Below are 24,865 nucleotides of genomic sequence, written 5' to 3'. Positions count from 1 at the left end.
CAACAGTCCGTAAAACATGCGCCTTTGTATGACAGTCTCAGGAGCCAGCCATGGCGGAACCAGCGCCTCTTATTTGCAGGGACATCCACAAGACCTTTGACAAGCTGGAAGTTCTCAAGGGCATCTCTCTGGAAACCCGTAAGGGTGATGTGGTTTCCCTGATTGGCAGTTCCGGTTCCGGCAAGAGTACCTTTCTGCGCTGCATCAATCTGCTGGAAACCCCCACCTCCGGCGACATTATTGTGCACGGCGACCCAATCCGGTTCACCGAAAACCGAAAAGGTGAACGGGTACCCGCCGATAACCGCCAGGTGGAACTGATCCGGGCTCGCCTCTCCATGGTCTTCCAGGGCTTCAATCTCTGGTCCCATATGACGGTGCTGGAGAACATTATCGAAGCGCCGGTTCACGTTCTGAAGATTCCGAAAAAAGAAGCGATTGAGCGCGCAGAGGCCTACCTGAACAAGGTCGGCATCTACGAACGCAAGGACTATTACCCGGCCCAGATGTCCGGCGGACAGCAGCAGCGGGCGGCCATTGCCCGGGCGCTGGCCATGGAACCCGAAGTGATGCTGTTTGATGAGCCAACCTCGGCCCTGGACCCGGAGCTGGTGGGCGAGGTCCTGAAAGTTATGCAGAGTCTGGCCGAGGAAGGCCGAACCATGATCGTGGTCACCCACGAGATGGCGTTTGCAAGGGATGTGTCGAGCCAGGTCCTGTTTTTGCATCAGGGCGTGATTGAGGAGCAGGGAACCCCGGACAAGGTTTTTGACAACCCGGATTCCGAGCGTATGAAGCAATTTCTTGCTCCCAAGTTCTGAACACCAGTGCTATCTTGAATCGGTGTTGGACGAGGAGTTGAAGAAAAGCTCCCGAAACTTCCATAAAAAATAAAGCCTTTGTGGCGAATTACTGGAGAAGTGACACATGAAAAAACTGATTGTTGCAGCAAGTTGCGCCCTGGCCCTGGTTGCCGGTACGGCCCAGGCTCAGGAAAGAAACCTGCGCATTGCTTTTGATGTACCCTACGAGCCATTCGAGTACAAAGACGAAAACGGTGAGCTGACCGGTTTTGAAGTAGAGCTGGCGGACGCCATGTGTGAAGAGATGAACGCCAACTGCGAATTCGTCATTCAGGCATGGGACGGTATGATTCCGGGCCTGCTGGCTCGTAAATTTGATCTGATCATGTCTTCCATGTCGATCACACCGGAGCGTGCCGAGCGCGTGCTCTTCTCCGAACCGTACTACAACACCCCGGGCGGCTGGTTCGGCCCCAACGATTTCAGCACCGACGTCACCGATATGGATGCCATGAAAGGCAAGACTGTCGGCGTGCAGCGCGGTACTACCATGGACACCTACGTGACAGAGAACATGGGTGGCATTGTTGAAATCAAGCGCTACACCACCGCTGACGACATGGTACTGGACCTCGAAGGCCAGCGTCTGGATGTGGTCTTTGTTGACTATCCGGTCGGTGAGCAGACCGTTCTGACCAAAGACGGCTTCAAGGAAGTGGGCGAGCCCGTGAAACTGGGTGAAGGTGTAGGCGTTGCCATGCGCAAGCGTGATGCCGACCTGGCCGACGAAGTAAACGCCGCCCTGCGCACGTTGAAGGAAGATGGCACCTACGACACCATCATGAAGAAGTACTTCAACTACGATATCAAGATGTAATGACCACGGGGGCGGCGCCACGTCGCCCCCGCTGACCGGATACTCCCATGTTTGATCTGAAAGGCTATGGCCCGGCCCTCGCAGAAGGAGCGGTCATCACCATTGAGTTGGCCTTCCTGTCTCTGGCCCTGGCCCTGGCGCTTGGCCTGGTTGGTGCCAGTGCAAAACTCTCCGGCAGTCGTGTTGCCGCCGGCATCGCAACCGCCTATACCACACTGATTCGCGGGGTTCCGGATCTGGTGATGATGCTGCTGTTCTATTACGGCGGCCAGGTAGCGGTGAACATGCTTTCGGATTATCTGTGGGAAACCCGCGGTATCGACTTTTTCTTCCAGTTTGATCCTTTCATTTCCGGCGTGGTGACCATCGGCCTGATTTTCGGTGCCTATATGACCGAAACCTTTCGCGGCGCCTTTCTGGCCGTGGATGTCGGTCAGATTGAGGCGGCCAAGGCCTATGGTTTTTCCCGCTGGCATACCTTCCGGCGGGTGATGATCCCGCAGATGTTACGCCATGCCCTGCCGGGCATCGGCAATAACTGGCAGGTGTTGCTCAAGACCACGGCACTGGTGTCCATCATTGGCCTGACCGATATGGTGCGGGTGGCGGAGGAAGCCGCCAAGGCGGAGCGCATGCCTTTCCACTTCTTCGTACCGGTGGCTGCCGTGTATCTGGCACTGACAGCGGGGTCGGAGCTGTTTATCAAGTGGCTTGATCGTCGAGCCAATGTCGGCGTGGTTCAGGGGAATTAAACGATGCCTGATTTCATTGCCGAGTGGTTGAACAAGAACGAAATTTTCACGGCCATGACGCTGATGGAGTACTGGGACGGTCTGGTTACGACCGTACACCTGGTGTTTCTGTCGCTGGTCATCGGCCTGGTGGTGGCGGTGCCGCTGGCGATTCTGCGTACGGTGCGGAATCCGCTGGTGTCCGGGCCAATCTGGATCTACACCTATCTGTTCCGGGGCACGCCGCTGCTGATCCAGCTGTACATTATCTATTATGGAGTAGCGCAGATTCCGGGGATTCAGGAGACTTTCTGGTGGGAGATCTTCCGGGAACCTCTGTATCCTGCCCTGTTGGCCTTCACGCTGAATACGGCAGCCTACACCACGGAGATTATCCGGGGGGCGATTATGTCTACGCCCCATGGTGAAATCGAGGCGGCGAAAGCCTATGGCATGAACTCGTTTCTGCGGATGCGCCGGATCATTCTGCCAAGCGCGGCGCGTCGGGCGGTTCAGGCCTATTCCAATGAGGTGATTTTCATGCTGCACGCCAGTGCGATTGCCAGTGTGGTCACCATTGTTGACCTGACAGGGGCGGCACGGAATATTTATTCGCGGTTTTATGCGCCGTTCGATGCGTTTATTTTCGTGGCGCTTTGTTATATGGCGCTGACGTTTATTCTGGTGTTTGCTTTCCGCAAGCTGGAAAACCATCTTTTGCGGCATCAGCGGCCGGTGAATGGCTAACTTTTGCTCCCATCGCCGGGAGCATGGCCATCTGGCTGGATAGGCTTTCCGGGAACCGCTACAAGCACATCCCTGTGCGCTTCTCTCCGGCCATCCATGGCCTCCGAAATTCCCGGAAAGCCTATCCAGCCAGATGCCCCCAAACGCTGCAGGGGAGTCTATGAAGGCTACGAATCAACTCTTTGACTTTCACCCGGACTGGCTTAGCCATACCCTCGCCAACGCTTCCACTGATCTGCCCGAAACCAAAACCGCCCTGCCCGATGGCGCTCAGGTCTCCCGCAAGGCCAACGGGGTTCTGTGGCTGACGCCACCGGCTGACAGGGCTAACCCGAACCAAGAAGCCCTGATCATTTCTGCCGGTGTGCATGGCAATGAAACGGCGCCGATTGAAGTGCTCAACACGCTGGTGTCGGAGTTGTTTTCCGGGGATTGGTCGCTGGCGTGCCCGCTGCTGATGATCCTGGGCAACCCTCCTGCCATGGTGGCGGGTAAGCGGTTTCTGGATGTGAACATGAACCGGTTGTTCAATGGTGCCCATGGCAAACCGGAATATTCCAGGCTTGCGGAGGGCCGGCGGGCTCGATTTCTGGAGGAGATGTGTCGGCAGTTTGCGATGGCGCATCAGGGCCTGGCGTTAAGCCATTATGATCTGCATACCGCTATTCGCCCGTCGAAACGGGAGCGCTTTGCGCTGTACCCGTTCGTGGACGGTCGGTCGGTTCCGGCCGGCCAGTGTGCGTTCCTGCTGGAGGCCGAGGTGGAGACCCTGTTGCTCCAGCATAAGGAATCGACAGTGTTTTCATCGTTCACTGCCAGCACACTGAAGGCGGAGAGTTTTACCATTGAACTGGGCAAGGTGGAGCCGTTTGGCCGGAATGATCTGCGACGGTTCCTAGGCATTGAGCGAGCCTTGCGCCGGCGTTTCCGGGGCGAGGCAGCGCCCGCAGTGCAGCCACCATTTGATCATCTGACGGTGTTTGAGGTGGTGCATGAGGTGCTCAATACCGGGCCGTCTTTCCGGTTTCATGTTCCGGACGATGTGGCGAACTTCACGGAGTATCAGCCTGGCACGGTGATCTGGGAGGATGATCAGGATGACTACCGGGTCGGAACCGCGCCGGAGGCGGTGGTGTTTCCAAACCGGGCGGTGCCTGTGGGCCAGCGGGTGGGTTTGATGATCCGAGCCAGGGAGGTGTACAGGGCCGGCTCTGTCTGAGCTGCCCTGCACATGACACCAGGTTCAGGCCGGCGCGTTTTCGGGTTCGCCCACCGGCAGTTTAATCAGTTTGGTGCAGACTGACGGTATCACCAGCAGGGTCAGGACCGTCGAAGCCAGCAGACCGCTGATGATGGCCCAGGCCATGGGTGGCCACAGGGTGGAACTTGAGAACGCCAGCGGCAGCAGGCCGGCCACGGTGGTTGCGGTGGTCAGCAGGATGGGCCGGGTACGGCGTTCCACAGCGGTGCGCACCGCATCGGCAATGGCTCGGCCCCGTTCCAGCTCCCGATCCATTACGTCCAGCAGGACGATGGCGTTGTTCACCACGATACCAACCAGAGCAATCACCCCCAGCAGCGACTGAAAACCGAAGGGCGAACCGGACAGAACCAGCCCCGGGAAAATGCCAACAGTTGCCAGCGGTACGGTCAGCAGGATAATGCCCACCCGCCGGAAGGAGTTGAACTGCAACAGCAGGAAGAACAGCAACAGCAGCATGCCGATCGGTGCCGCGGTCAGCAGTGCGGAGTTGGCACGGTCAGAACCTTCGGCATCTCCTCCCATGTCCACTCGCGTGCCCGCCGGCAACGGGTTCTGTTCCAGGCCCGCATACAGGCCGTCCAGCGCCTGGCTGAAGCTGTAGTCTTCCTCCAGATTGGCACTGACCGTATTCACCCGTACCCCGTTGCGCAGGTAAACCGCCGCCGGTTCCCAGGTGGTTTCCACCGTGGCCACGGCCGATAGCGGAATGGCATCGCCCTGGTCGTTGTAGGTATTCACAGACAGCAGGCGCGACAGTGACAGCGACGTGCCTTCGCGGGAGCGCAACACGATGGGTATCGGGTCGTCCTCCTGTCGATAACGCTCAGCCACGGCGCCATAGCTCTGGCCATACAGGCTCTGGGCAACATCGGCTCGGGTGAGGCCATAGCGAGCGGCGGTGGCGTCGTCCACATTGATGGCGATGCTGGGCACACCAATGTCGAGATCATGGCGAACATCCACCGTGCCCTCAACACCCCTGAGAATGGAATAGACCTGCTCGGTGGCTCGGGCGCGGGCGTTGTCGTCCGGATGGAAGATACGGACTTCTACCGGCGCAGGCCGCGGTGGTCCCTGCCCCAGAATCCCGGCGGTGATATCCAGCTCCGGTAGCGACCGGGCGGCCTCGTGGCGGATCCATTTCACCAGGTCGGTGGTATCGGCCAGCGTCGGCGTGCGAACCACCAGCCTTGCCCGGTTAGGCGCCTGTGGCGAGCGCTGCAGATTGTAATAGAACGACGGCCCGGTAAAGCCGACAAAGCGGTGCACTTCCAGTGTCTCGGGCCGGGTCCGAATGGCCTGTTCAAGAACGGCGGCCACTTCAGCGGTTCGGGCCTGATCGGTGCCTTCGGGCATGTACATCTCGACGATGACACGAGGGCGGTCGGCGTTGGGAAAAAATTGCTGGGCCATGAACGGGGTCATGCCAAGGCTGATCACCACCAGCAGGGCGCCGGCGGTAATCAACCGGCCCGGGTGCCGATACACCAGGCCACCGAGGTAGCTGGCCAGGCCGATAAGCCGGTCTTTGTGAATATTTTTCCGGGGCTTCAGAAAACGCGCCGCCAGCAGGGGCACGGCAGAAATTGCCAGCAGATAGCTCACAGAAAGGGTGAGCATGATCATCACCGGTACGCCCCGGGTGAAATCCGCGGCGCCGCCCTTGGCCATCAACAGCGGCGCAAAGGCGGCAAGTGTGGTGCCGGTAGACGCACCCAACGGCCCGGCCAGCTCACCGACCGCCTTGCGCAGGGCATCCAGCCGGCGCATGCCCTCATCCAGATGGCCCTGTATGTTTTCCACAATCACAATGGCGTTGTCGATCAGGATACCCAGGGAAATGACCATCCCGATAACGGCAATCTGATGCAACACCCCACCCCCGAGGTCATAGAGCCCCACGCTGATCAGGGCCACCATGGGCAGGATGGACGCCACCAGCAGGCCCATGCGGATACCCATGCCGGTAAATACCACCGCCACGATGATCAGTACCGACAGCACCAGGCTCCAGGCCAGGTCATCCAGCCGGTCAGAGACCTTGTCGGGCTGAAAAAACATCTCGCGGAGCTGGTACGGCTCGAAGTCTGGACGCACCTGGTCCAGCCGTTCCCGGATCCGCTCGCCAAAGCGGATGGCGTCGGTGGAACCTTCTTCCATGATAATTGACAGCAACACCACCCGCTCGCCGTCGAACCAGGTCTCTGGCTGCCGGGGCTCGGCCGGCCCACGCCAGACTTCTGCGGCCGCTGCCAGGGGCACCTGGGAGCCATCTGGCAGCTCAATGGGCGTCGCGCGAATCGCGTCTATGTCCGTGAACTCAGTGTTCGGCAATACTGATAGGCGCTTGCCTTCCACCACCACGAAGCCACCGGGGATGGTCTGGTTGCGCCGGGCCAGGGTGTCGAGTATCCGCTTGGGCGGAACTCCCAGGCGATACAGCGCGGCGTCGTCAAGTGCCAGGGTAATCTGTTCGTCGGCATCCCCTTCAAGTTCAATGCGGGAGATGCCAGGGATATCCAGAAGGTTCTGTTTCAGGCGTTCGGCCACCTCCGAAAGCTCAGTCACTGAGGGTGAACCGCCCACGGCCAGCACCACGGCCGGGATGTCGATCAGACGGTCATCCAGCTCCATCAGGCCCACATCATCGGGGAAATCCTGGCGCGCCCGCTCCATGGCCTGACGAACCCGATCCCACGCCGAATCGGTGTCGTAGATGCGGTCCCGGAGTTTCAGCCGGGCCAGTGCCACGCCGGTTCTGGCGGTGCCCTGGCTCCAGTCCAGCTCTTCGACCTGACGCAACTCATCGGTCAGCGGCTGAAGCACCAGGCGCTCAACCGCCTCGGCACTGGCACCGGGATAACTCACCGTGATCATACCGGCCCGGTATGGGAAACTCGGATCTTCCTGACGGGGCATGGTGCTGTAGGCGGCAATACCGAGCAGGCAGAGCATGGTCACCACCATGCCCAGCAAGCGTTGACAGTTAAGCAGTCGGCGGGTCATCAGCGCACCTCCACGGTGTCACCATCCACCAGCCGGGTCATACCGGCATACACCACCTGATCTCCCGGGCTCAATGCACCCGGGTGCACCATGACGCGCTCACCGATGACCCGGTCGACCTGCACCGGAACCCGCTGAGCTACCTGGTCTTGCACCCGGAACACACTGGTTCCGGTACTGTCGCGAACGACCGCCAGCAGGGGCACGGTAATGGCAGATTCCCGCACCGGGGCAATGCCCACTTCCACCGGCTCACCGGAGGACAGGGAATTTGGTGGCAGGCTGACCAGTACCGGATGCAGTTCCCCGCGGATGGAACTGCCCTGGGCAATCTCCACCACAGTGCCGGTGGCAGGTTCACGGTTGCGGTCCTGCACCAGCCAAACCGGTAGCTCCTGACCAATCCGGACATGACCGAGCAAGTGCGCGGGCACCCGCACCTCCACTTCCCGCCCCAGCGGCGAGGACAACCGCATGACCGGCTGCCCGGCTCCCACGAACTCATCCCGCTCCACCAGCAATGCTTCCACCTGCCCGGCAAAGGGCGCCTTCAGAACGCTTTCCTCAAGCAGCCTTGTGGCTTCGGCCAGTGAGGCTTCGGCGGTCGCCATGCTTGCCCTGAGGGAATCCCGGCGGGCGGCAATCTGTTCCAGTGTCTGCTCCGAGACCACGCCTCGCTGATGCAACCGGCTGGAGCGTTCCCACTCCCGCTGAGCCTGTTCAAACTGGGTTCTCAGTTCCTCCAGGCGGGCAGCCGCAGAATCCCGCGCCGGTTCCAGCGCCGGATTGTAGAGACGCGCCAGCACATCACCGGGCTTTACCGTCTGCCCCAGCTCAACCGGGCGTTCCTTCAGCGTCCCGCTGACCTGAAATGTCAGGGTTGCCCGCTGGGCCGCACGGACAATGCCAGAAAACCGCAGAGGGATTTCTTCCATCTGGCCACCGGTGACAGCGGATACCCGCACGGCGACCGGCGTATTTTCAGCGTTTTCGCCGGATTCGGCGCCGCCACCGCGGCAGCCGGAGACAGACAGCACGGCCAGCAGCGCACTGGCCAGAACAAACGGAGAGTGACGTAGTGTGAGAGACATAGTGTTCCAGCCCCTTTCCCTGAACAGGTTGATTGTGACCTCCGGTCCATCGGAGGTTGCCCATTGTTTCCGACATCATGTCACTCTTTGACAAATTGTCAATAATCGGCTTTCATCGGTTTTCAGTTATCATGCAGCCAAAGCCGGAAAGCTCGGGATCACAATGAATGAACCGCTGAAGTCACGACGGGAACGGGAAAAACAGGCCAGGTACGACGCCATTCTGGACGCCGCCGAACTGGTATTCTCAGAAAAGGGCTACGACCGCACCTCCATGGACGACATTGCGCGCACAGCCAGTCTGAGCCGGGCTCTGCTCTATGTCTATTTCAAGGATAAGGCCGCCATCCAGCGAGGCATCATGCTGCGGGCCGGGCAGGATCTGGTGACCCGGTTTGAGCGGGCGATGCAGGCAACCGATACCGGGCTCGGGAAGATCCGGGCCATGGGAGAGGCTTATTACCGTTTCTTTGTGGAAGCTCCGGACTACTTCACCGCTCTGACCAAGGCTTCCACCGCCATCGCCGATGCGGAAGAAGACCAGGCCAGGGAGATGCTGTGTTCAAAGAACGAACTGATGGTGCTGATGGAAGCGGCGATTCATCTTGGCCTGGAAGACGGCACCATCAGCCGCGACCGTATCCAGTCGCCAGCGCAAACCGCGCTTTACCTGCGCGGCGCCCTGCATGGCGTGATCATGCTGTGCCAGGCGGAATCCACCGAGGCCGGGGAGTTTCCTTCCGAAGCACTCATTCGTCACACCATGGATATGCTCACCCGGTCTATCTCCAGCGAGCCGGTACGCTGAGCTGACCAGCCTTACAACTGAAAATCGTAGATGCTGCCGAGGCCAAGAATACCGGTCAGTTCATCCAGCGCCTTGCGCACTTCCTCCAGTAACATCGGGTCGGCCAGGTCCTGCTGGCTGAGCTGGTCGCGGTAGTGGGCTTCAACCCAGGAGGTCAGTCGCTCATAGAGCGCATCGGTCAGGATCACACCCCGGTTGATAGCGTGCAGCTCGTCGTCGTTGAGCACCACCCGCAAGCGCAGACACGCAGGCCCGCCACCATTGCGCATGGACTGTTTGACATCAAACACTTCCACCGCGGTGATCGGCGTGTCGGCTTTCACCAGTTCATCCAGATACCGGCTGACCGAGGCCACTTCGCGGCACTCACCCGGTACAGCCAGCAGCATACCATCGGCAGTGTTCAACAACTGGCTGTTGAACAGATAGGAGGCCACCGCATCTTCGATGGGCACCTGCGCTAATGAAACACGCACGGCTTCCAGCTCGGCACCGGTCAGGCGTTCCTGGATGTCTGCCAGCACCCGGGCTTCCTCAAGAAAAGCCTGCTCGTGATAGAACAGGCAATTGCCATTACCGACCGCAATCACATCGTTGTGGAACACGCCGGCATCGATAGCCGCCGGATTCTGCTGGGCAAACACGGCATGGCGATCGGTCAGGCCATGCAGGCGGGCAATGGCGCGTGACGCTTCCAGGGTCTGGCGAGCCGGGTACTTGCTTGGCGCCGGAGCGGATTCATTGAACGCGATCTGACCATACACAAACAGCTCAACGCCCGGCTCCCCGTAGCGACTGCACAGGCGGGTGTGGTTGGCCGCCCCCTCATCGCCAAAATGACTGACTGACGGCAGCGCCGGATGATGGGCAAAGTAACTTTCGTCACCAAAGATCGCTTTCAGCGAACGACCCGTGACCTGGTGTTCAATGGAGCGGTGGAACTTGGCACTGAGATTGGCCGGGGTGAAGTGCACCCGGTGATCGGCTGTGTCGGCACTGGGAGAGACGGTAGCCGCGTTCGCGGTCCACATGCAGGACGCCGACGACACCGCCGCCAGAATGGAGGGATCTGCCTTGGCTACGGCTTCCAGAATCTGGCGCTCGTTGCCTTCAAAGCCCAGCGCACGGAGGGTGGGAATGTGCGGGCGCTCGTGTGGTGGCAGAATGCCCTGCACATAGCCCCGGTCCGCCAGCCGCTTCATCTTCGCCAATCCCTGGAGTGCCGCCTCCCTGGGGTTGGCCACCGCATTGACGTTGGATTTTGAGGCCACATTGCCCCAGGACAGCCCGGCGTAGTTATGGGTCGGACCCACCAGGCCATCGAAGTTTGCTTCTACCGCATGTTTAACCATGGCAGCTGTTCCTGTCAGTCAAAATTCAGGCCCGGGGCCAGGCTATCCGGCAGCTCACTCTTGCCGGCTTCCAGAGAGGCCATCGGCCAGGCGCAGTAATCGGCCGCGTAATAGGCACTGGCACGATGGTTACCGCTGGCGCCGACACCACCGAACGGTGCAGCACTGCTGGCCCCGGTAAGTGGCCGATTCCAGTTCACAATACCGGCGCGCACTTCCTCCACCAGACGGTTATAGAGTTTGCGATCATCGCTCAGGATGCCGGCAGACAGGCCGTAGCGAGTGTTGTTGGCAAGCTCCAGGGCCTCATCAAAGCCTTTGTAGCGGTACACCGTCAGCAGAGGGCCGAAAAACTCCTGGTCTTCCAGCTCTATCCCGGTCGCATCCACAATTCCCGGCGACAACAGACCTGTATCGGGCTTGAGCTGTTTCATTTCCAGCAGCGAGGTCGCACCCTTCTCCAGCATCGCAGCCTGAGCCTTGAGTAGCTGGTCTGCCGCATCGGCAGAAATCACCGAGCCCATAAACGGCTGCGGGTCAGCATCGAATTCCGCCACGGTGATGCGGGCCGCCACTTCCACCAGCCGTGCCAGAAATTCATCGCCTTTCTTGCCTTTGGGCACCAGTAGCCGGCGAGCACAGGTACAGCGCTGTCCGGCCGAAAGGAACGCGGACTGCAGTGCGTGGTGCACGGCGCCATCCAGGTCTGACACATTTTGAACGATCAGAGGGTTATTACCCCCCATCTCCAGCGCCAGGATTTTTTCCGGCTGGCCGCCGAACTGTTCGTGCAGCAGGTGCCCGACGGTAGAACTGCCGGTAAAGAACAAACCGTCAATCAGCGGGTGCCGGGCCAGGCACTTGCCGGTATCGGAACCGCCCTGAACCAGATTGATCACCCCATCCGGCAGACCGGCTTTTTCCCAGAGCCTGACGGTGAGTTCCGCCACCCCCGGGGTCAGTTCACTGGGTTTGAACACCACGGTATTGCCGGCCAGCAAGGCCGGCACAATGTGCCCGTTGGGCAGATGGCCCGGGAAATTATAGGGGCCAAACACGGCGACCACGCCATGGGGGCGATGGCGCAACACCGCATGCCCGGCAGCCACGTCAGATTCAGTGTGACCCGTACGCTCGTTGTAGGCTTTCACGGAGATCGGAATTTTACCCATCATGGCCGCCACTTCGGTGCGGGACTCCCAGAGAGGCTTTCCCGTTTCCAGGCCGATCTGATGGGCCATTTCTTCCTTGTTGGCCTCAAGCAGTTCCCCGAAAGCTTCAACCACCGCCTGGCGTTCTGCGAGACTTTTCCGGCGCCAGGCCAGAAACGCCTTGCGAGCTTCCCGAACCGCTGCGTCCACATCTTCGAGACTGGCGGCACTGCCATCCCAGACCGTTTCACCTGTTACCGGCTGCACCGATTCAAAGGGCGCTCCGTGGCCTTGCAGCCAGAGCCCGTCGATGTAAACATTGCCTGTCAGGTTTGCCATTATTTACCACCTCCCGGTTCGGAATTGTTTGGCCGGATCGGCGACAAAGCACCCTCCTTCAAGGGGGCTATACGCACCGGATCACCCGACTCAACTAAAAGAGCCTCGGCCAGCACTCTAGGAATTTTGACAGTGTCGGGCCCGATGCAGTTCATGGGTATGGTGGTTACCCGAAAGTCCCGGAACGACCGGTTCGAGATCATCACCCGTTGCTCTGCCGGCACATCCAGATCCATGCTCTGATTAACTACCATGGCATGCCGGTTGACCGCTTCCCGCACCGTACGAATGTTATGGACAAAGGCTTCAACCACAGGCCCGCCATCGAAAATATCCACCATGCCGTTGAAGTTGAAACCTTCGGCCTGCAGCATCTTCAGCGCCGGCCGGGTATTGTCGTGCACCATGCCAACGACCGCCCGCGCAGCGTCTGGCAACATCGGCAGGTAGATGGGGTATTTCGGCATCAGTTCCGCAATGAAGGATTTATTGCCAAGCCCGGAGAGCATATCGGCCTGGCTGAACTCCATGTCAAAAAACTTGCTGCCCAGGGCATCCCACAGGGGGCTTTTACCGTCTTTGTCCGAGACTCCACGCATTTCCGCGAACACTTTGTCGGAAAAGCGTTTGCGAAAATCGTCCAGGAACATAAAACGACAGCGGGATAACAACAGGCCATTGCCGCCGCCCTGATACTCGTCGGAAAGCAGCAGCGAGCAGATTTCGGTGGTGTCGGTCATGTCGTTGGACAGGTTCAGCGTGGGCGTGCGCACATGCACACCCAGCTCTTTCGATGCATTGACCGTGACACTCAGCCGGTAATTGTAGAACACTTCTTCGAGGCCAACCCGGGCCTCGATGCCACTGATGCCAACGGTCTTCCTGGCCTGAATATCTTCCAGCGCAAACAGGTACAGGGCCGCTTCCGGCGCACAGCGTTGATTGAAGGATTCACGGGCGCGATCAATCTTGCGCTGAAGCAGTTCCCGGTCGGCGGGCAGTGTGGTCAGGCCTTTGCCGGCCTTCTGGGCCATTGCATAGAGGTCTTCCAGATCGTCAGACTGAAGCGGGCGGATCACCAGCATGTTACGCCCTCCCCTGTATTTGCATGCTCATAACGGTGAAATCCTTACCGGGTCGCCGGCGCTGCTTTCCAGGCCATGCCAGGTACTCACCGGCACTTTCACATCATCCGCCAACGTTTCTGCCACCGGGGTCAACAGGCAACGGAAGTGCTCACCTTCGCCGGCGCTGATCAGGCAGGTTTCACCATCGTTCTGGTGGCTGCCGTGCAGTGTTTTGGGCTGACTGGTCACCAGGGTTCTCAGGCTATCGGTGCGCACTTCCATCACCGGTCCGCCGTCAAAGATATCGACGTAGCATCCGGGCAGAAAACCTTCGCGCTGGAGTAGCTGATAGTTGGGTTCGGTCAGCGGGTGTGGTTGGCCGAGGGCTTCCTGAGCCTCGGTACTGAGCAGGGTGACGTACACCGGGTTTGGCGGCATGAGTTCGGCAATAAAGGTTTTGCTGAGCTGGCCGGAATATTGATCGGCGGTTTCAAAGTCCATATTGAAGAAATGTCGCCCCAGGCTGTCCCAGAAGGGCACGCTGCCGTTTTCGTGCTGTATGCCCTGGATTTCAACCACCGTTCGGTTGGTGAACCATTCCCGGTGGCTGGCAATGAACATCATTCGGGCCCGGGATAGCAGCTCGAATACCGGGGTGTTGCGGTGTTGTTCTTTCAGGGTGAAGGAGCACAGCAGTGTCAGGTCGGTCAGGGCGTGGCTCGGGTACAGGACTTCGACGCGGCGCGAGACGTTGAGTTCGTGGGAGGCGTGGATGAGGTAGTCACGCCGGTAATTGTAAAACGGGTGGCCGTTGCCGGCGCGGCTGTCGATACCTGCGGTGCCTGCGATTTCGCCGGTGTCGGTGTTTTCGAGCACGAACAGAAAGCGGCGCGGAGTGCCTTCGGGGGCGTTGTCGGCCAGGGAGGCTTGGGCGTGTTTGATTTTCCGGGCCAGGGTTTCTTCGGTTTTGGGCAGGGTGGACGAGAGCCTGGCGGTTTGGGCGCCGGCTATGTCCAGGATTTGTTGCAGGTCATCCAGTTTGGCTGGTCTGACTCGCCACATGGTGCGCTCCTCTATCGAACCATCAGGATTTTTGGAGCAGGCTCGCCCGCCCCTGGAACTGGGTTCCCCTTCCGGAAACCGCTACAAGCACATCCCTGTGCGCTTCTCTCCGGCCATCCATGGCCTCCGAAATTTCCGGAAGGGGAACCCAGCCCCAGGGGCTACATTTTACTTAGCCGTGATCTTCTTCACTGCAGCTTCGAAACGCTCTAATGCTTCCTCAATATCCGTTTCCGGAATGATCAGCGAAGGCGCCAGCCGCACCACATTGGCTCCGGCCACCAGGACCATCACGCCCTCATCCAGGCCGGCGTTCAGGAAGTCTTTGGCCTTGCCCTGCCATTGTTCGGTCAGCACACAACCCAAGAGTAGACCAGCACCGCGAACTTCGGAGAACACGCCGTAGCGTTCACCGATGTCCATCATGCCTTTACGCAGTTTTTCGGAGCGGGCTTTGACGCCCTTGAGGATTTCCGGCTGGCTGACGGTGTCGATGACTTTCTGGGCCACGGCGCAGGCCAGCGCGTTACCGCCGTAGGTGCTGCCGTGGGTGCCTACGCCCAGGCTGGCCGCGACTTTGGCGGTAGTGAGCATGGCGGCAACGGGGAAGCCGCCGCCCAGGCCTTTGGCGCTGGAGAGGATGTCTGGCGTTACGTCGTACATTTCGTAGGCGTACAGGTAGCCGGTGCGGCCTACGCCACTTTGGACTTCGTCGAAGACCAGCAGGGCGTTGTGTTCGTCGCAGAGCTCTCGCAGCCCTTGCAGGAATTCGGGATCTGCCGGCATAACGCCGCCTTCACCCTGGACGGGCTCGACCACGACAGCGCAGGTCTTCTCTTTGGAGATCAGCGCTTTCACTGAGTCCAGGTTATTGAATTCGGCGTGATGGATGCCGCCGGGGGCCGGTTCAAAGCCTTCCAGGTATTTGGGCTGGCCACCCACACTGACGGTGAACAGGGTGCGGCCGTGGAAGGAATTCTTGAACGAAATGATCTCGTGTTTTTCCGGACCGTAGTGTTCCCAGGCGTAGCGACGGGCCAGTTTGAAGGCAGCTTCGTTGGCTTCAGCGCCGGAGTTTGCAAAGAACACCCGTTCAGCGAAGGTGAGGTCGCACAGGGTTTTGGCCAGCCGCAGGGCGGGCTCGTTGGTCATGACGTTCGACAGGTGCCAGATTTTTTCTGACTGTTCCTGTAACGCACCCAATAGTCCCGGATGGGCGTGGCCCAGGCTGGTGACGGCAATACCGCCCTGCAGATCCACGAACTCTCGGCCTTCCTGATCCCACACGCGGGAGCCTTCGCCTCGCACCGGGATAATGGTTCCGGGGGCGTAGTTGGGCACCATGACTTCATCAAAAAGTTCGCGGGAGACAGGTTCTCTGTTCATGGATCTCTCTCTGAGTGGATGAATTCCTCCCCATAATACGCCACTCAGGGCATAAGAACAGCCGGTTGTGTTATAGCATGTAACTCGATGATGCGATGGTGGTTTCGATCTTTCCCCAGGAGCGCTTTAATGAGCAGCTTGTAGGAATCCAGATCAAAGGTGACCGGGTCTTCCCCGGGCTGATAGTCGTGCAGATCGGCCTCGGTGTGCTGGTCGCTGCGCAGCGTTTCTAAATGGATCCAGTTCCAGATGATCAGCCAGTCCGTGCGTCCGTTATCCGGATTTTCTTCGGCCAGGGCGACTGGGCCAGGCCAGGGCCAGGTTTTCAGACGCAGGTTATGAAAGGCGATCTGCATGCGCAGATTGAAACGGGTGACGTCTTCCGCGCCTTCACAGGCACCTTTGCACCGCCCCAGGGATCGTTGAAAGCATGGTCCCGGGGTTGCCGGCTCCAGTCCCAGGAGTTTTCCGCACAGGTCGTTTTCGCTGGCGATGCCCCGCAACGCACTTAACGCGTCCCGCTTGCTGCGAAACAGGCCGAAGTAATCTCCCAGCCGGTCCGGCGTGATGGTTCTGGCCAACTCGGCATTCAGGTAGCCGGAGTTGTCCGGGTGCAGGGCGATGCTGACCAGACTTTTCGCCGCCCGTGAGCGACGGTTGTACAGCGGGCTCAGGGTCTTTATCTGTTTGAGCTCCAGCAACAGGGCACCTAGCTCTCCGGCAGTTTCGGTGTACTCCACCCGGCGCAGGCTTTCGGACAGCCGGATTCCACGGCTGCTCTGATGATCACCAGAAAAATGCGAGGCCACCCGCTGGCGAATATTGGTGCTTTTGCCCACATACAGCAGCACATCGTTATCACCGTAAAACCGGTACACACCGGGCCCCGCAGGCAAGTCAGCGAGCATTTCCGCGGGTACGTTGGAGGGTGTACTGGGGCGCTGGAGCAGGCGGTTGATGGTGGCACCAACGGTGTCTTCGCCCTGCTCAAGCAAGGTGTGTTCAAAGAACGCCAGCATGGCAGTGACATCGCCCATGGCCCGGTGGCGCTCAACAGCGGGTAATCCGTGCCGGGCGATCAGCGCATCCATGTTATGGCGTTCGGCCTCCGGATAGAGCGCCCGGGAAAGTCGAACAGTGCAAAGCACCCGGGCACTGAACAGTCGCCCCAATCTGCGGAATTCACTCTTGATAAAACCGTAATCAAAGCGTGCGTTGTGGGCGACAAAAATACACCCGTCCAGGTGCCGCTCCAGCTCGTCGGCAATGGTCTCAAAACGAGGGGCACTCGCCACCATGGCATTGGAGATACCCGTCAGTCGTTCGATGAACCCGGAGATCCGGGCTTCCGGGTTCAGGAGCGTTTGCCATTCCCCCACAACAGCCCCGTTACGCCAGAAGCGGATACCAATTTCGGTAATCCGATCCCGCTGGGCATTGCCACCGGTGGTTTCAATATCGACGAAGGCAAACGTAGGTTCAGATAGCATCTCGTGTTTGAAAGTCATCTTGCCCATTACGACCAAAGTACTCCTCCGGATGCCACCATGACTGAATCGAAGGCCTATAGACATTCGTCTAAATAATCACCGATTCTGTTTGAATTGTCATAGATTCGTAACTACTTTGTCTGTGGGTCCAACAACAATAAACGTGTGGAGACAACAACAATGCAAAGCAACAAATTAAGAATGGCAATTCGTGCGACGGCGGCCGCAACGGTTCTTGGCATGGCGAGCCAGGCTGGCGCTGTCAGCTTCAGTGCGGGAGATTACGATGTCAATGTTTACGGCTACGCTCGTCTGAACGCCTCCTACGACGTGGACAGCGACCAGTCGCTGAGTACACGTTCTGGTTCGTACGACGGCTTGGCTGGCAATGACGACGCCGCTGATGGCCACTTCGGAGCTGATGCCGTCCAGAGTCGTCTCGGCTTTAAAACCACTTCTCCCGAGGGTCTCAACGTTACCGTTGAAGGCGACTTCCGTCCGGGCAACCTGCGCCTTCGTCACGCGTTCGGCGAGTATAATGGTGTTTTGATGGGCCAGACCTGGTCGAACTTCACCAGCTTCGTTGGCAACACCTCTACTCTGGACTTCGATTCATTGCCGGGCCTTGCCGGCCTTCAAGGCCGAGTTGCGCAGGCTCGCTACACCACTGGTCCTCTGTCTTTCTCACTGGAGGAATACAGTGCTAATATCGTCGCGAACGGCGTCGATGACGACGGAGACCCAATCCTAGACTCCGATGGCACCAAAAAGGGCATGCCGGCGCTCACGGCACGAATTGAGGATTCTGCTGGCGGACTTTCCTACTCAGCCGCAGTCCTGGCCCAACAGGTAGGTTATGATGACGGAGATGATGACGAGAACGCTTTTGGGTTTGCGACCTTCGTTGCTGCCAAAATGGCTCTCACTGACATGATCACCGTTCAAGGCACAATGTCTTACACCAATGGTGCAAACTCCTATCTGTACCGCTCTGGCGACAATTTTGGGGCGGCAAGTGCCTACGTTGACGGGAGCGGTGACGTTGAAACCCTCGCCGGTTACGGTGGCTCCATTGGAGCGGGCATTAACTTGGGCGGTGGTCGCTCAGTAAACATTGGCTACGGCCTAGTTACTGTAGACTGGGATGACGCGGAAGATGACGGCCTACTTGTCGATGGAGAGAGCGAAACCAACCAAGCGATCATGGCCAACTACAAGTGGACTCCACTCAAGAACGTCATGATGGGCGTCGAGTATCAGTTCCTGAAGCGTGAAAACGTCGACGGCACCGATGGTGATGCAAGTCGCCTGCTCTTCGCAGCACAGTACAACTTCTGATCCTTCCTATCAGAAGTTAACTCAGAATTACCCCGGCTTCGGCCGGGGTTTTTCGTTCCAGGATGGTGCGCCGGCACCATTCCTGCTCAGCTCTCACCTTCCAGCTTCAAAGCCAATTATTCCTTACTTAACATTTTCATAGACTTACCTTCAGTCAAAAGATTTGGCATGACCAATGCAAAAGCCTTGATACGCTGGCGACAGCGAACTCGCATTCCTATCGCAACGACGTGAGGTAACGCCATGAAACTCGCCAAAGACCAAAACCTGTTGTTTGAACTGACCCAACCTGCGGAAGCCTGGGCCATGCAGGATCTGCACGATTATTTCGACTGGATGTTCTTTGCCAACTGATCAGAAAGGCGGCCGGTTGGCCCCCGGGGACAGCCGGCTCTCCGATTAGCTGCCCGCCCGTAACCGTGTTCGAACGCCTCGGGTAGCCATAACCGCCAGCACCTCCATCAGGGATAACAGGCCCCGGTCGTGCTGTTTTGGAGTCCTGCCACGGGCAATTCTTCCGATCTGACGGGTGTACCAACTGACCTCCATCAGAGCCATATCGTCGATCATTCGAAGGCCGGTTTTAATAGGCTTGACCGCACTGGTAACCGGATCGCCCGCCATAATACGAGTCGGCAGATCAGGTTCCACAACCAAGGGCCTTGCCAGCCCCACCAGGTCCGTGGCACCAGAATCGATGGCCTGTGCCATCCCCCGCTCTGTGCGGAACCCGCCCGTGACCATCAAGGGTACGTCCGTCAATTCACGGACTTTTTCAGCAAACTTCAGGAAGTAGGCCTCCCGTGCCAGGGTACTGGCTTTCACCTCCTCGCTTCCCGCACCTTTCGCCATGGCGGGGTTTTCATAATTTCCTCCTGAGATTTCCACCAGATCAATGCCCTCTGCCACCAGCGCCTTGATCACAGCCAGAGACTCATCCTCAGTGAAGCCCCCGCGCTGAAAATCTGCCGAATTCAGTTTGATGCCAACATTAAATCCCCGACCACAAGCCTTGCGGATTTCTCGATACACAGACAGTACAAAGCGCCGCCGATTCGCCGCAGAACCACCCCACTCGTCAGTGCGTTGATTGTGATGGGGAGACAAAAACTGGCTAACCAGATACCCATGGGCTCCGTGAATCTGTACACCATCAAATCCCGCCTTTTTGGCGACGGCTGCGGCCTGCGCAAAGCGACGAATAATGTCATCAATCTCCGGCCCCGTGAGCGCACGCGGGGTTGCGAACATCCCCCGCAGGTCCTTCTTGAAGGGAACCGCGCTTGGAGACACCGGGTCTCTATTAAGCATCTTGGGGCTTTGCTTGCCTGGATGATTGAGCTGCATCCAGATCTGTTTCCCGCCACCCTGCCCGGCCCTGGCCCAGGATTTGAGAAGATCCAGATCGGCCTCATCCTCAACCACGACGTTTTGCGGCTCCCCGATGTGCCTCCGGTCAATCATTACGTTGCCAGTGATCGACAGCCCGGCACCCCCGTCTGCCCAGGCTCTGTACAGGGTGATCAATTCTTTAGTCGGATGATTATCAATGCTTCCCAGCGTTTCGCTCATTGCGGACTTGGCAAAGCGATTGGGGATAACCGATCCATTCGGCAGCGTGAATGGCCTGGAAAGCAGTTCTGAGGGAGTCATGGGAGCCTCGTATCACAGTCGTTTGTTGTGACACTGATGGTGGGTGGCTCATAACGTGCAGACATTGGCCAAGCTGACCAGGCCCGAGCGGAAGACTGGTCGCACTGCAACGACACCGTCGCAGTGCGACCAACAAGGCTACATCACAGCAGCAGGGTCCGAATATCCCCGAGCAGCTGCGTCAGCAGGTTGGTAAACCGGGCAGCATCCGCTCCGTTCACCGCGCGGTGGTCGTAAGACAGCGACAGCGGCAGCATCAACCGCGGCTGGAACTCCTTGCCGTCCCACACCGGTTTCATGGAGGCTTTGGACACACCCAGGATCGCCACTTCCGGCGTATTCACGATCGGCGTGAACGCTGTGCCGCCAATGCCGCCCAGGCTGGTGATGGTAAAGCAGGCACCCTGCATTTCTGCCGGCTTCAGCTGCTTGTCCCTCGCCTTCTGGGCCAACTCGGCGCTTTCGGCCGCCAGTTCCCACAGGCCCTTCTGGTCTACATCCCGGATCACCGGCACCATAAGGCCGTGTGGTGTATCCACCGCAATGCCGATGTGGATGTACTTCTTGCGCACCACCTCTTTGCGTTCCATGTCCAGAGACACGTTGAACTGAGGCAGTTCCGCCAGCGCGGCAGCGCAGGCCTTGAGCAGGAACGGCAGCGGGGTCATCTTCACGCCACGCTTTTCGCCGGCTGCTTTCTGGGCCTTGCGGAAGTCTTCCATTTCGGTGATATCGGCATCGTCGAACTGGGTCACGTGAGGCACGTTCAGCCAGCTGCGCTGCATGTTGGTGGCGGTGGCCGCCATCATGCGAGACATACCTTCACGCTCGATCTCACCGAACTGGCTGAAGTCCGGCAGCTTCACGCCCGGAATGCCAGAGCCAGTGGCTACGCCACTGCCCTGCTGGGCCTGCTGCAACTGGCTCTTCACGTAGGCGTGCACATCGTCTTTCACGATCCGGCCTTTTGGGCCTGAACCTTTCACGCGCGTGAGGTCTGCCCCCAGTTCCCGGGCCAGTTTACGCACGGCCGGACCGGCGTGCACCTTGGTGCCAGGTGACGGTGGCTCGTAGGTAGAGCCCTGCGGCTGAGGCTCGGATTCCTGTTTGCCCTGGGGTTTCTCCGGTTTGCTTTCCTGGCTGTCTGCCTGTGCGCTGTCACCGGAATCTGCCGATTCGTCCTCGTCGTCACCATCGTCTTCGATGGTCATTTCCAGGAGGTCTGAACCTTCGGAGAGCTTGTCGCCTTCCTTCACCAGAATCTTGCCGATCTTGCCCGCGTAGGGCGATGGAATTTCCATGGTGGCCTTGTCGGACTCCACTGTTACCAGCGGGTCTTCCTCACCAACCGTATCGCCTTCAGCCACGTTGATTTCAATCACCGGCACATCTTCAAAGCCATCCAGCGACGGCACTTTCACCACTTCGGTGCGAGAGCCACCAGACTTCTTCTTTTTCGGAGCCGGCTTGGCGTCTTCCGATCTGGCCTCAGATGGCGCCTCGGATTTTTCCTCGGTCTGTTCCGACTTATCATCCGCGGCATCGTCCGAGCCCCCAGCATCACCGCTGGCGGCCAGCATGCCGATCACGTCGCCCTCTTTCACCTTGTCACCCACCTTGACGGTGATTTTGGTGATCTTGCCGGCGGCGGGGGCCGGCAGTTCTACCGAGGCTTTGTCGGATTCCACGGTCAGAATCGGATCTTCTTCCTCTACCGAATCCCCTTCACTGACGATGATTTCGATGATCTCGACTTCATCAGCACCGCCGAGATCGGGAACCTTGATTTCCTGTTCACTCATGGCGGTCTCCTTAGCTCAGCACCGGGTTCGGTTTGTTGCGATCGATTCCGTACTTGCGCATGGCTTCGAGAACCTGCTCCTGTTTGATCTCACCATCTTTAGCCAGGGCGGCCAGTGCAGTCACCGCCACATAGTAACGATCCACCTCGAAGAAGTTACGGAGCTTCTCGCGGGTATCGCTGCGGCCGAAACCGTCGGTGCCCAGGGTCATGTAGGTTTTCGGGATGAATGCCCGCAACTGCTCGGAGTGCAGTTTGATGTAGTCGGTAGACGACACCACAGGGCCCTGAGCCTTTTCCAGGCACTGCGTGACGTAGGCCTTGCGCGGCTTGTCATCCGGGTGCAGGTGGTTCCAGCGCTCCACATGCTGGCCATCACGGGCCAGTTCGTTGAAGCTGGTGACACTCCAGACATCCGAGGCCACACCCCAGTCGTCCTTCAGCATCTGCGCCGCGGCACGGACCTCGTTCATGATCGCGCCGGAGCCCAGCAGCTGAACCCGCGGGCTCTTCTTGCGGCCCTTGGTTTCCACCGACTCGAACTTGTACATGCCCTTAATGATGCCGTCTTCAGAGTCTTTCGGCATCGCCGGCTGTTCGTAGTTCTCGTTTTCGATAGTCAGGTAGTAGAAGACGTTCTGGTTATCTTCAAACATCTCCTTCATACCATGACGGATCACCACGGCCATCTCGTAGCCGTAAGCCGGGTCATAAGCCTTACAGTTGGGAATGGTGTTGGCCAGAATATGGCTGTGGCCGTCCTGGTGCTGCAAGCCCTCACCGTTCAGAGTAGTCCGGCCGGCAGTGCCGCCGATCAGGAAGCCGCGGGCCTGCATGTCGCCCGAGGCCCAGGCCAGGTCTCCTACCCGCTGGAAGCCGAACATGGAGTAGAACACGTAGAACGGAATCAGCGGGAAACTGTTGGTACTGTATGACGTAGCCGCCGCCATCCAGGTGGACATGGCACCGTCTTCATTGATGCCTTCCTGCAGGATCTGCCCCTTCTTGTCTTCCCGGTAGTACATGATCTGGTCACGATCCTGAGGCACGTACTTCTGGCCTTCCGCCGTGTAGATACCCAACTGACGGAACATGCCTTCCATACCGAAAGTACGGGCTTCGTCCGGCACGATAGGCACGACGCGCTTGCCGATGCGCTTGTCTTTGACCAGGGCACTCAGAATGCGGACAAAGGCCATGGTAGTAGAGATCTCACGGCCGTCAGACCCTTCCAGCACCTGCTTGAAGATATCCAGTTCGGGAATCTGCAGCGGCTGGCAATCCTTGTTGCGCTTGGGATAGAAACCACCCAGCTCCTGCCGGCGCTTCTTCATATAGACCAGCTCCGGGCTGTCCGGCGCCGGACGGTAATAAGGTACGTCTTCCAGTTCTTCGTCTTTCAGCGGCACACCGAAACGATCCCGGAACGCTTTCAGGGTATCGATGTCCAGCTTCTTCAAAGAGTGCGCGGTGTTCTGGGCTTCACCCGCCGCACCAAAACCATAACCCTTGATGGTGTGAGCCAGAATGACCGTCGGCTTGCCGTTGGCCTGGTTCACGGCCTTGTGATAAGCCGCGTAGACCTTGTAAGGGTCGTGGCCGCCGCGGTTCAGTTTGCTGATATCCTCGTCCGACAGATTTTCCGCCAGCTTGGCCAGCTCCGGATGCTTGCCGAAGAATTCCTTGCGGGTATAGGCCGGGCCCTTGAACGTCAGGTTCTGAAGTTCGCCATCGCACAGCTCGTCCATCGCCCGCTGCATCACGCCGTCTTCGTCTTTCTCGAACAGCGGATCCCACATGCGGCCCCAGACCACCTTGATGACGTTCCAGCCAGCGCCACGGAATACACCTTCCAGCTCCTGTACGATCTTGCCGTTACCCCGCACCGGGCCATCCAGGCGCTGCAGGTTGCAGTTGACCACCCAGATCAGGTTATCCAGTTTCTCGCGGCCCGCCTTGGAGATGGAGCCCAGGGTTTCCGGCTCGTCGCACTCGCCGTCACCGACAAACGCCCACACTTTGCGGCCGTCCATGTCGATCAGCTCGCGACTGTGCAGGTACTTCATGACGTGGGCCTGGTAGATGGACTGAATTGGACCAAGCCCCATGGATACCGTCGGGAACTGCCAGTAATCCGGCATCAGCCAGGGGTGTGGATAAGAAGACAGACCTTCGCCATCGACTTCTTCGCGATACTTGTCCAGCTGCTCTTCGCTGAAGCGACCTTCCAGGAAGGAACGGGCATAGATGCCCGGCGACGCGTGGCCCTGGAAATACACCAGGTCTGAAGCACGGTCCTCACCACCGCCATGAAAGAAATAGTTGAAGCCCACATCGTACAGAGTGGCTGCTGAGGAGAAAGTGGAAATGTGGCCACCAAGGTCACCCGGGCGCTTGTTGGCGCGCACCACCATGGCCATGGCGTTCCATCGAATCAGCGAGCGAATGCGACGTTCCATGAACAGATCGCCCGGCATGCGAGATTCCTGGGTCACAGGTATGCTGTTACGGAATGGCGTGGTTATGGAATAAGGCAGTTCGGTGCCATCGCGGCTGGCTCGCTCGGAAAGCCGTTCAAGAATGTATTTGGCCCGGTCTACGCCTTCGTTCTCGATCAGAGATTCCAGCGCATCCAGCCATTCACTGGTTTCAATGGGATCATCATCCTGGTACATCAAACCCTCCCCTTGGCATCAAAAGGTGCAACGCCGGCCACGATCAGCGGCCAAAGACGGTGCGAAGTCGATAAGCTGCGATGGTATGCAGTATTTTTTGTGGAAACGTCAGCTTGAAAGAAAGGCTGAGCTGCGTGATTGACCTCTCTCAAGCATAGAACAGCTTTCTCATTTTTCCTGCCGCGCGAACGGTTATCGGTATGGCTTTTGGCACGGACCGATTG

18 protein-coding genes are annotated in these 24,865 nt (G+C 58.8%); 7 read left to right on the top strand and 11 right to left on the bottom strand.

The window, feature by feature from the left end:
• Positions 1 to 50: 50 nt before the first annotated feature.
• The 5 genes from ACAM27_RS05720 to ACAM27_RS05700 all read left to right on the top strand — a co-directional run bounded on the left by ACAM27_RS05720 (position 51) and on the right by ACAM27_RS05700 (position 4,377).
• On the top strand, positions 51 to 821 hold the full coding sequence (locus tag ACAM27_RS05720; RefSeq protein WP_022990754.1) for an ABC transporter ATP-binding protein: 771 nt from the start codon (positions 51 to 53) through the stop codon (positions 819 to 821).
• Between the two features lie 106 nt (positions 822 to 927).
• Entirely contained in the window at positions 928 to 1,680 is a 753-nt protein-coding gene (locus tag ACAM27_RS05715; RefSeq protein ID WP_014422559.1) for a transporter substrate-binding domain-containing protein, read from the top strand.
• Between the two features lie 47 nt (positions 1,681 to 1,727).
• Positions 1,728 to 2,432, top strand: a complete 705-nt coding sequence (locus ACAM27_RS05710) for an ABC transporter permease (RefSeq protein ID WP_014422560.1) — start codon at positions 1,728 to 1,730, stop codon at positions 2,430 to 2,432.
• A gap of 3 nt (positions 2,433 to 2,435) precedes the next feature.
• The gene (locus ACAM27_RS05705; protein WP_369612684.1) at positions 2,436 to 3,158 is read left to right on the top strand and encodes an ABC transporter permease; all 723 of its coding nucleotides are present in this window, start codon (positions 2,436 to 2,438) and stop codon (positions 3,156 to 3,158) included.
• A 160-nt stretch (positions 3,159 to 3,318) separates the two neighbouring features.
• Positions 3,319 to 4,377, top strand: a complete 1,059-nt coding sequence (locus ACAM27_RS05700; protein ID WP_222533953.1) for a succinylglutamate desuccinylase — start codon at positions 3,319 to 3,321, stop codon at positions 4,375 to 4,377.
• A gap of 24 nt (positions 4,378 to 4,401) precedes the next feature.
• On the opposite strand, the gene ACAM27_RS05695 is transcribed toward ACAM27_RS05700, so the two are convergent.
• Complete coding sequence (locus ACAM27_RS05695; RefSeq protein ID WP_141067959.1) at positions 4,402 to 7,428, bottom strand: efflux RND transporter permease subunit; 3,027 nt, start codon at positions 7,426 to 7,428, stop codon at positions 4,402 to 4,404.
• Entirely contained in the window at positions 7,428 to 8,519 is a 1,092-nt protein-coding gene (locus tag ACAM27_RS05690; protein WP_141067960.1) for an efflux RND transporter periplasmic adaptor subunit, read from the bottom strand. The genes ACAM27_RS05695 and ACAM27_RS05690 overlap by 1 nt, the downstream gene beginning before the upstream one ends.
• 163 nt (positions 8,520 to 8,682) lie before the next feature.
• Between ACAM27_RS05690 and ACAM27_RS05685 the strand changes: the two genes are divergently transcribed.
• On the top strand, positions 8,683 to 9,327 hold the full coding sequence (locus ACAM27_RS05685) for a TetR/AcrR family transcriptional regulator (protein WP_014422565.1): 645 nt from the start codon (positions 8,683 to 8,685) through the stop codon (positions 9,325 to 9,327).
• 11 nt (positions 9,328 to 9,338) lie between these two features.
• On the opposite strand, the gene astB is transcribed toward ACAM27_RS05685, so the two are convergent.
• From astB to ACAM27_RS05655, 6 genes are all read right to left on the bottom strand, one after another.
• Positions 9,339 to 10,679: an N-succinylarginine dihydrolase gene (astB, locus tag ACAM27_RS05680; protein ID WP_369612683.1), complete on the bottom strand. Its 1,341-nt coding sequence runs from the start codon at positions 10,677 to 10,679 to the stop codon at positions 9,339 to 9,341.
• A 14-nt stretch (positions 10,680 to 10,693) separates the two neighbouring features.
• Positions 10,694 to 12,169, bottom strand: a complete 1,476-nt coding sequence (astD, locus tag ACAM27_RS05675) for a succinylglutamate-semialdehyde dehydrogenase (RefSeq protein WP_369612682.1) — start codon at positions 12,167 to 12,169, stop codon at positions 10,694 to 10,696.
• Positions 12,169 to 13,254, bottom strand: coding sequence for an arginine N-succinyltransferase (gene astA, locus ACAM27_RS05670; RefSeq protein WP_369612681.1), 1,086 nt, complete (start codon positions 13,252 to 13,254; stop codon positions 12,169 to 12,171). The genes astD and astA overlap by 1 nt, the downstream gene beginning before the upstream one ends.
• A gap of 27 nt (positions 13,255 to 13,281) precedes the next feature.
• Positions 13,282 to 14,298 carry an arginine N-succinyltransferase gene (locus tag ACAM27_RS05665; RefSeq protein WP_369612680.1) on the bottom strand — a complete coding sequence of 339 codons (1,017 nt, stop codon included), beginning with the start codon at positions 14,296 to 14,298 and terminating at the stop codon, positions 13,282 to 13,284.
• A 168-nt stretch (positions 14,299 to 14,466) separates the two neighbouring features.
• Positions 14,467 to 15,684 (bottom strand): aspartate aminotransferase family protein, encoded by a 1,218-nt coding sequence (locus tag ACAM27_RS05660; protein WP_014422570.1) that lies wholly within the window; start codon positions 15,682 to 15,684, stop codon positions 14,467 to 14,469.
• Positions 15,685 to 15,728: 44 nt separating this feature from the next.
• The gene (locus ACAM27_RS05655) at positions 15,729 to 17,192 is read right to left on the bottom strand and encodes an exonuclease domain-containing protein (RefSeq protein ID WP_374730302.1); all 1,464 of its coding nucleotides are present in this window, start codon (positions 17,190 to 17,192) and stop codon (positions 15,729 to 15,731) included.
• Positions 17,193 to 17,354: 162 nt separating this feature from the next.
• On the opposite strand from ACAM27_RS05655, the gene ACAM27_RS05650 reads away from it, so the two are divergent.
• On the top strand, positions 17,355 to 18,512 hold the full coding sequence (locus ACAM27_RS05650) for a DcaP family trimeric outer membrane transporter (RefSeq protein ID WP_369612678.1): 1,158 nt from the start codon (positions 17,355 to 17,357) through the stop codon (positions 18,510 to 18,512).
• Between the two features lie 399 nt (positions 18,513 to 18,911).
• On the opposite strand, the gene ACAM27_RS05645 is transcribed toward ACAM27_RS05650, so the two are convergent.
• The 3 genes from ACAM27_RS05645 to aceE form a co-directional block, all read right to left on the bottom strand.
• Positions 18,912 to 20,165: an NADH:flavin oxidoreductase/NADH oxidase family protein gene (locus ACAM27_RS05645; RefSeq protein ID WP_369612677.1), complete on the bottom strand. Its 1,254-nt coding sequence runs from the start codon at positions 20,163 to 20,165 to the stop codon at positions 18,912 to 18,914.
• A 143-nt stretch (positions 20,166 to 20,308) separates the two neighbouring features.
• On the bottom strand, positions 20,309 to 21,967 hold the full coding sequence (gene aceF, locus ACAM27_RS05640; protein WP_141067969.1) for a dihydrolipoyllysine-residue acetyltransferase: 1,659 nt from the start codon (positions 21,965 to 21,967) through the stop codon (positions 20,309 to 20,311).
• Between the two features lie 10 nt (positions 21,968 to 21,977).
• The gene (aceE, locus tag ACAM27_RS05635; RefSeq protein ID WP_141067970.1) at positions 21,978 to 24,641 is read right to left on the bottom strand and encodes a pyruvate dehydrogenase (acetyl-transferring), homodimeric type; all 2,664 of its coding nucleotides are present in this window, start codon (positions 24,639 to 24,641) and stop codon (positions 21,978 to 21,980) included.
• Between the last annotated feature and the right edge of the window lie 224 nt (positions 24,642 to 24,865).

Source organism: Marinobacter sp. RI1, from assembly GCF_041155085.1.
In the GTDB taxonomy this organism is placed as follows: domain Bacteria; phylum Pseudomonadota; class Gammaproteobacteria; order Pseudomonadales; family Oleiphilaceae; genus Marinobacter; species Marinobacter nauticus.
Note: the sequence above shows the minus strand (reverse complement) of the source record. Positions and strands in the feature narration are given on the sequence as shown.

Coding starts and splice junctions, on each gene's coding strand:
- aceF (WP_141067969.1), bottom strand. CDS start 21,967: ATGAGTGAACAGGAAATCAAGGTTCCCGATCTCGGCGGTGCTGATGAA.
- ACAM27_RS05685 (WP_014422565.1), top strand. CDS start 8,683: ATGAATGAACCGCTGAAGTCACGACGGGAACGGGAAAAACAGGCCAGG.
- ACAM27_RS05710 (WP_014422560.1), top strand. CDS start 1,728: ATGTTTGATCTGAAAGGCTATGGCCCGGCCCTCGCAGAAGGAGCGGTC.
- ACAM27_RS05660 (WP_014422570.1), bottom strand. CDS start 15,684: ATGAACAGAGAACCTGTCTCCCGCGAACTTTTTGATGAAGTCATGGTG.
- astD (WP_369612682.1), bottom strand. CDS start 12,169: ATGGCAAACCTGACAGGCAATGTTTACATCGACGGGCTCTGGCTGCAA.
- ACAM27_RS05645 (WP_369612677.1), bottom strand. CDS start 20,165: ATGACTCCCTCAGAACTGCTTTCCAGGCCATTCACGCTGCCGAATGGA.
- astB (WP_369612683.1), bottom strand. CDS start 10,679: ATGGTTAAACATGCGGTAGAAGCAAACTTCGATGGCCTGGTGGGTCCG.
- ACAM27_RS05650 (WP_369612678.1), top strand. CDS start 17,355: ATGCAAAGCAACAAATTAAGAATGGCAATTCGTGCGACGGCGGCCGCA.
- ACAM27_RS05665 (WP_369612680.1), bottom strand. CDS start 14,298: ATGTGGCGAGTCAGACCAGCCAAACTGGATGACCTGCAACAAATCCTG.
- ACAM27_RS05690 (WP_141067960.1), bottom strand. CDS start 8,519: ATGTCTCTCACACTACGTCACTCTCCGTTTGTTCTGGCCAGTGCGCTG.
- ACAM27_RS05655 (WP_374730302.1), bottom strand. CDS start 17,192: ATGACTTTCAAACACGAGATGCTATCTGAACCTACGTTTGCCTTCGTC.
- ACAM27_RS05720 (WP_022990754.1), top strand. CDS start 51: ATGGCGGAACCAGCGCCTCTTATTTGCAGGGACATCCACAAGACCTTT.
- ACAM27_RS05695 (WP_141067959.1), bottom strand. CDS start 7,428: ATGACCCGCCGACTGCTTAACTGTCAACGCTTGCTGGGCATGGTGGTG.
- aceE (WP_141067970.1), bottom strand. CDS start 24,641: ATGTACCAGGATGATGATCCCATTGAAACCAGTGAATGGCTGGATGCG.
- ACAM27_RS05705 (WP_369612684.1), top strand. CDS start 2,436: ATGCCTGATTTCATTGCCGAGTGGTTGAACAAGAACGAAATTTTCACG.
- astA (WP_369612681.1), bottom strand. CDS start 13,254: ATGCTGGTGATCCGCCCGCTTCAGTCTGACGATCTGGAAGACCTCTAT.
- ACAM27_RS05700 (WP_222533953.1), top strand. CDS start 3,319: ATGAAGGCTACGAATCAACTCTTTGACTTTCACCCGGACTGGCTTAGC.
- ACAM27_RS05715 (WP_014422559.1), top strand. CDS start 928: ATGAAAAAACTGATTGTTGCAGCAAGTTGCGCCCTGGCCCTGGTTGCC.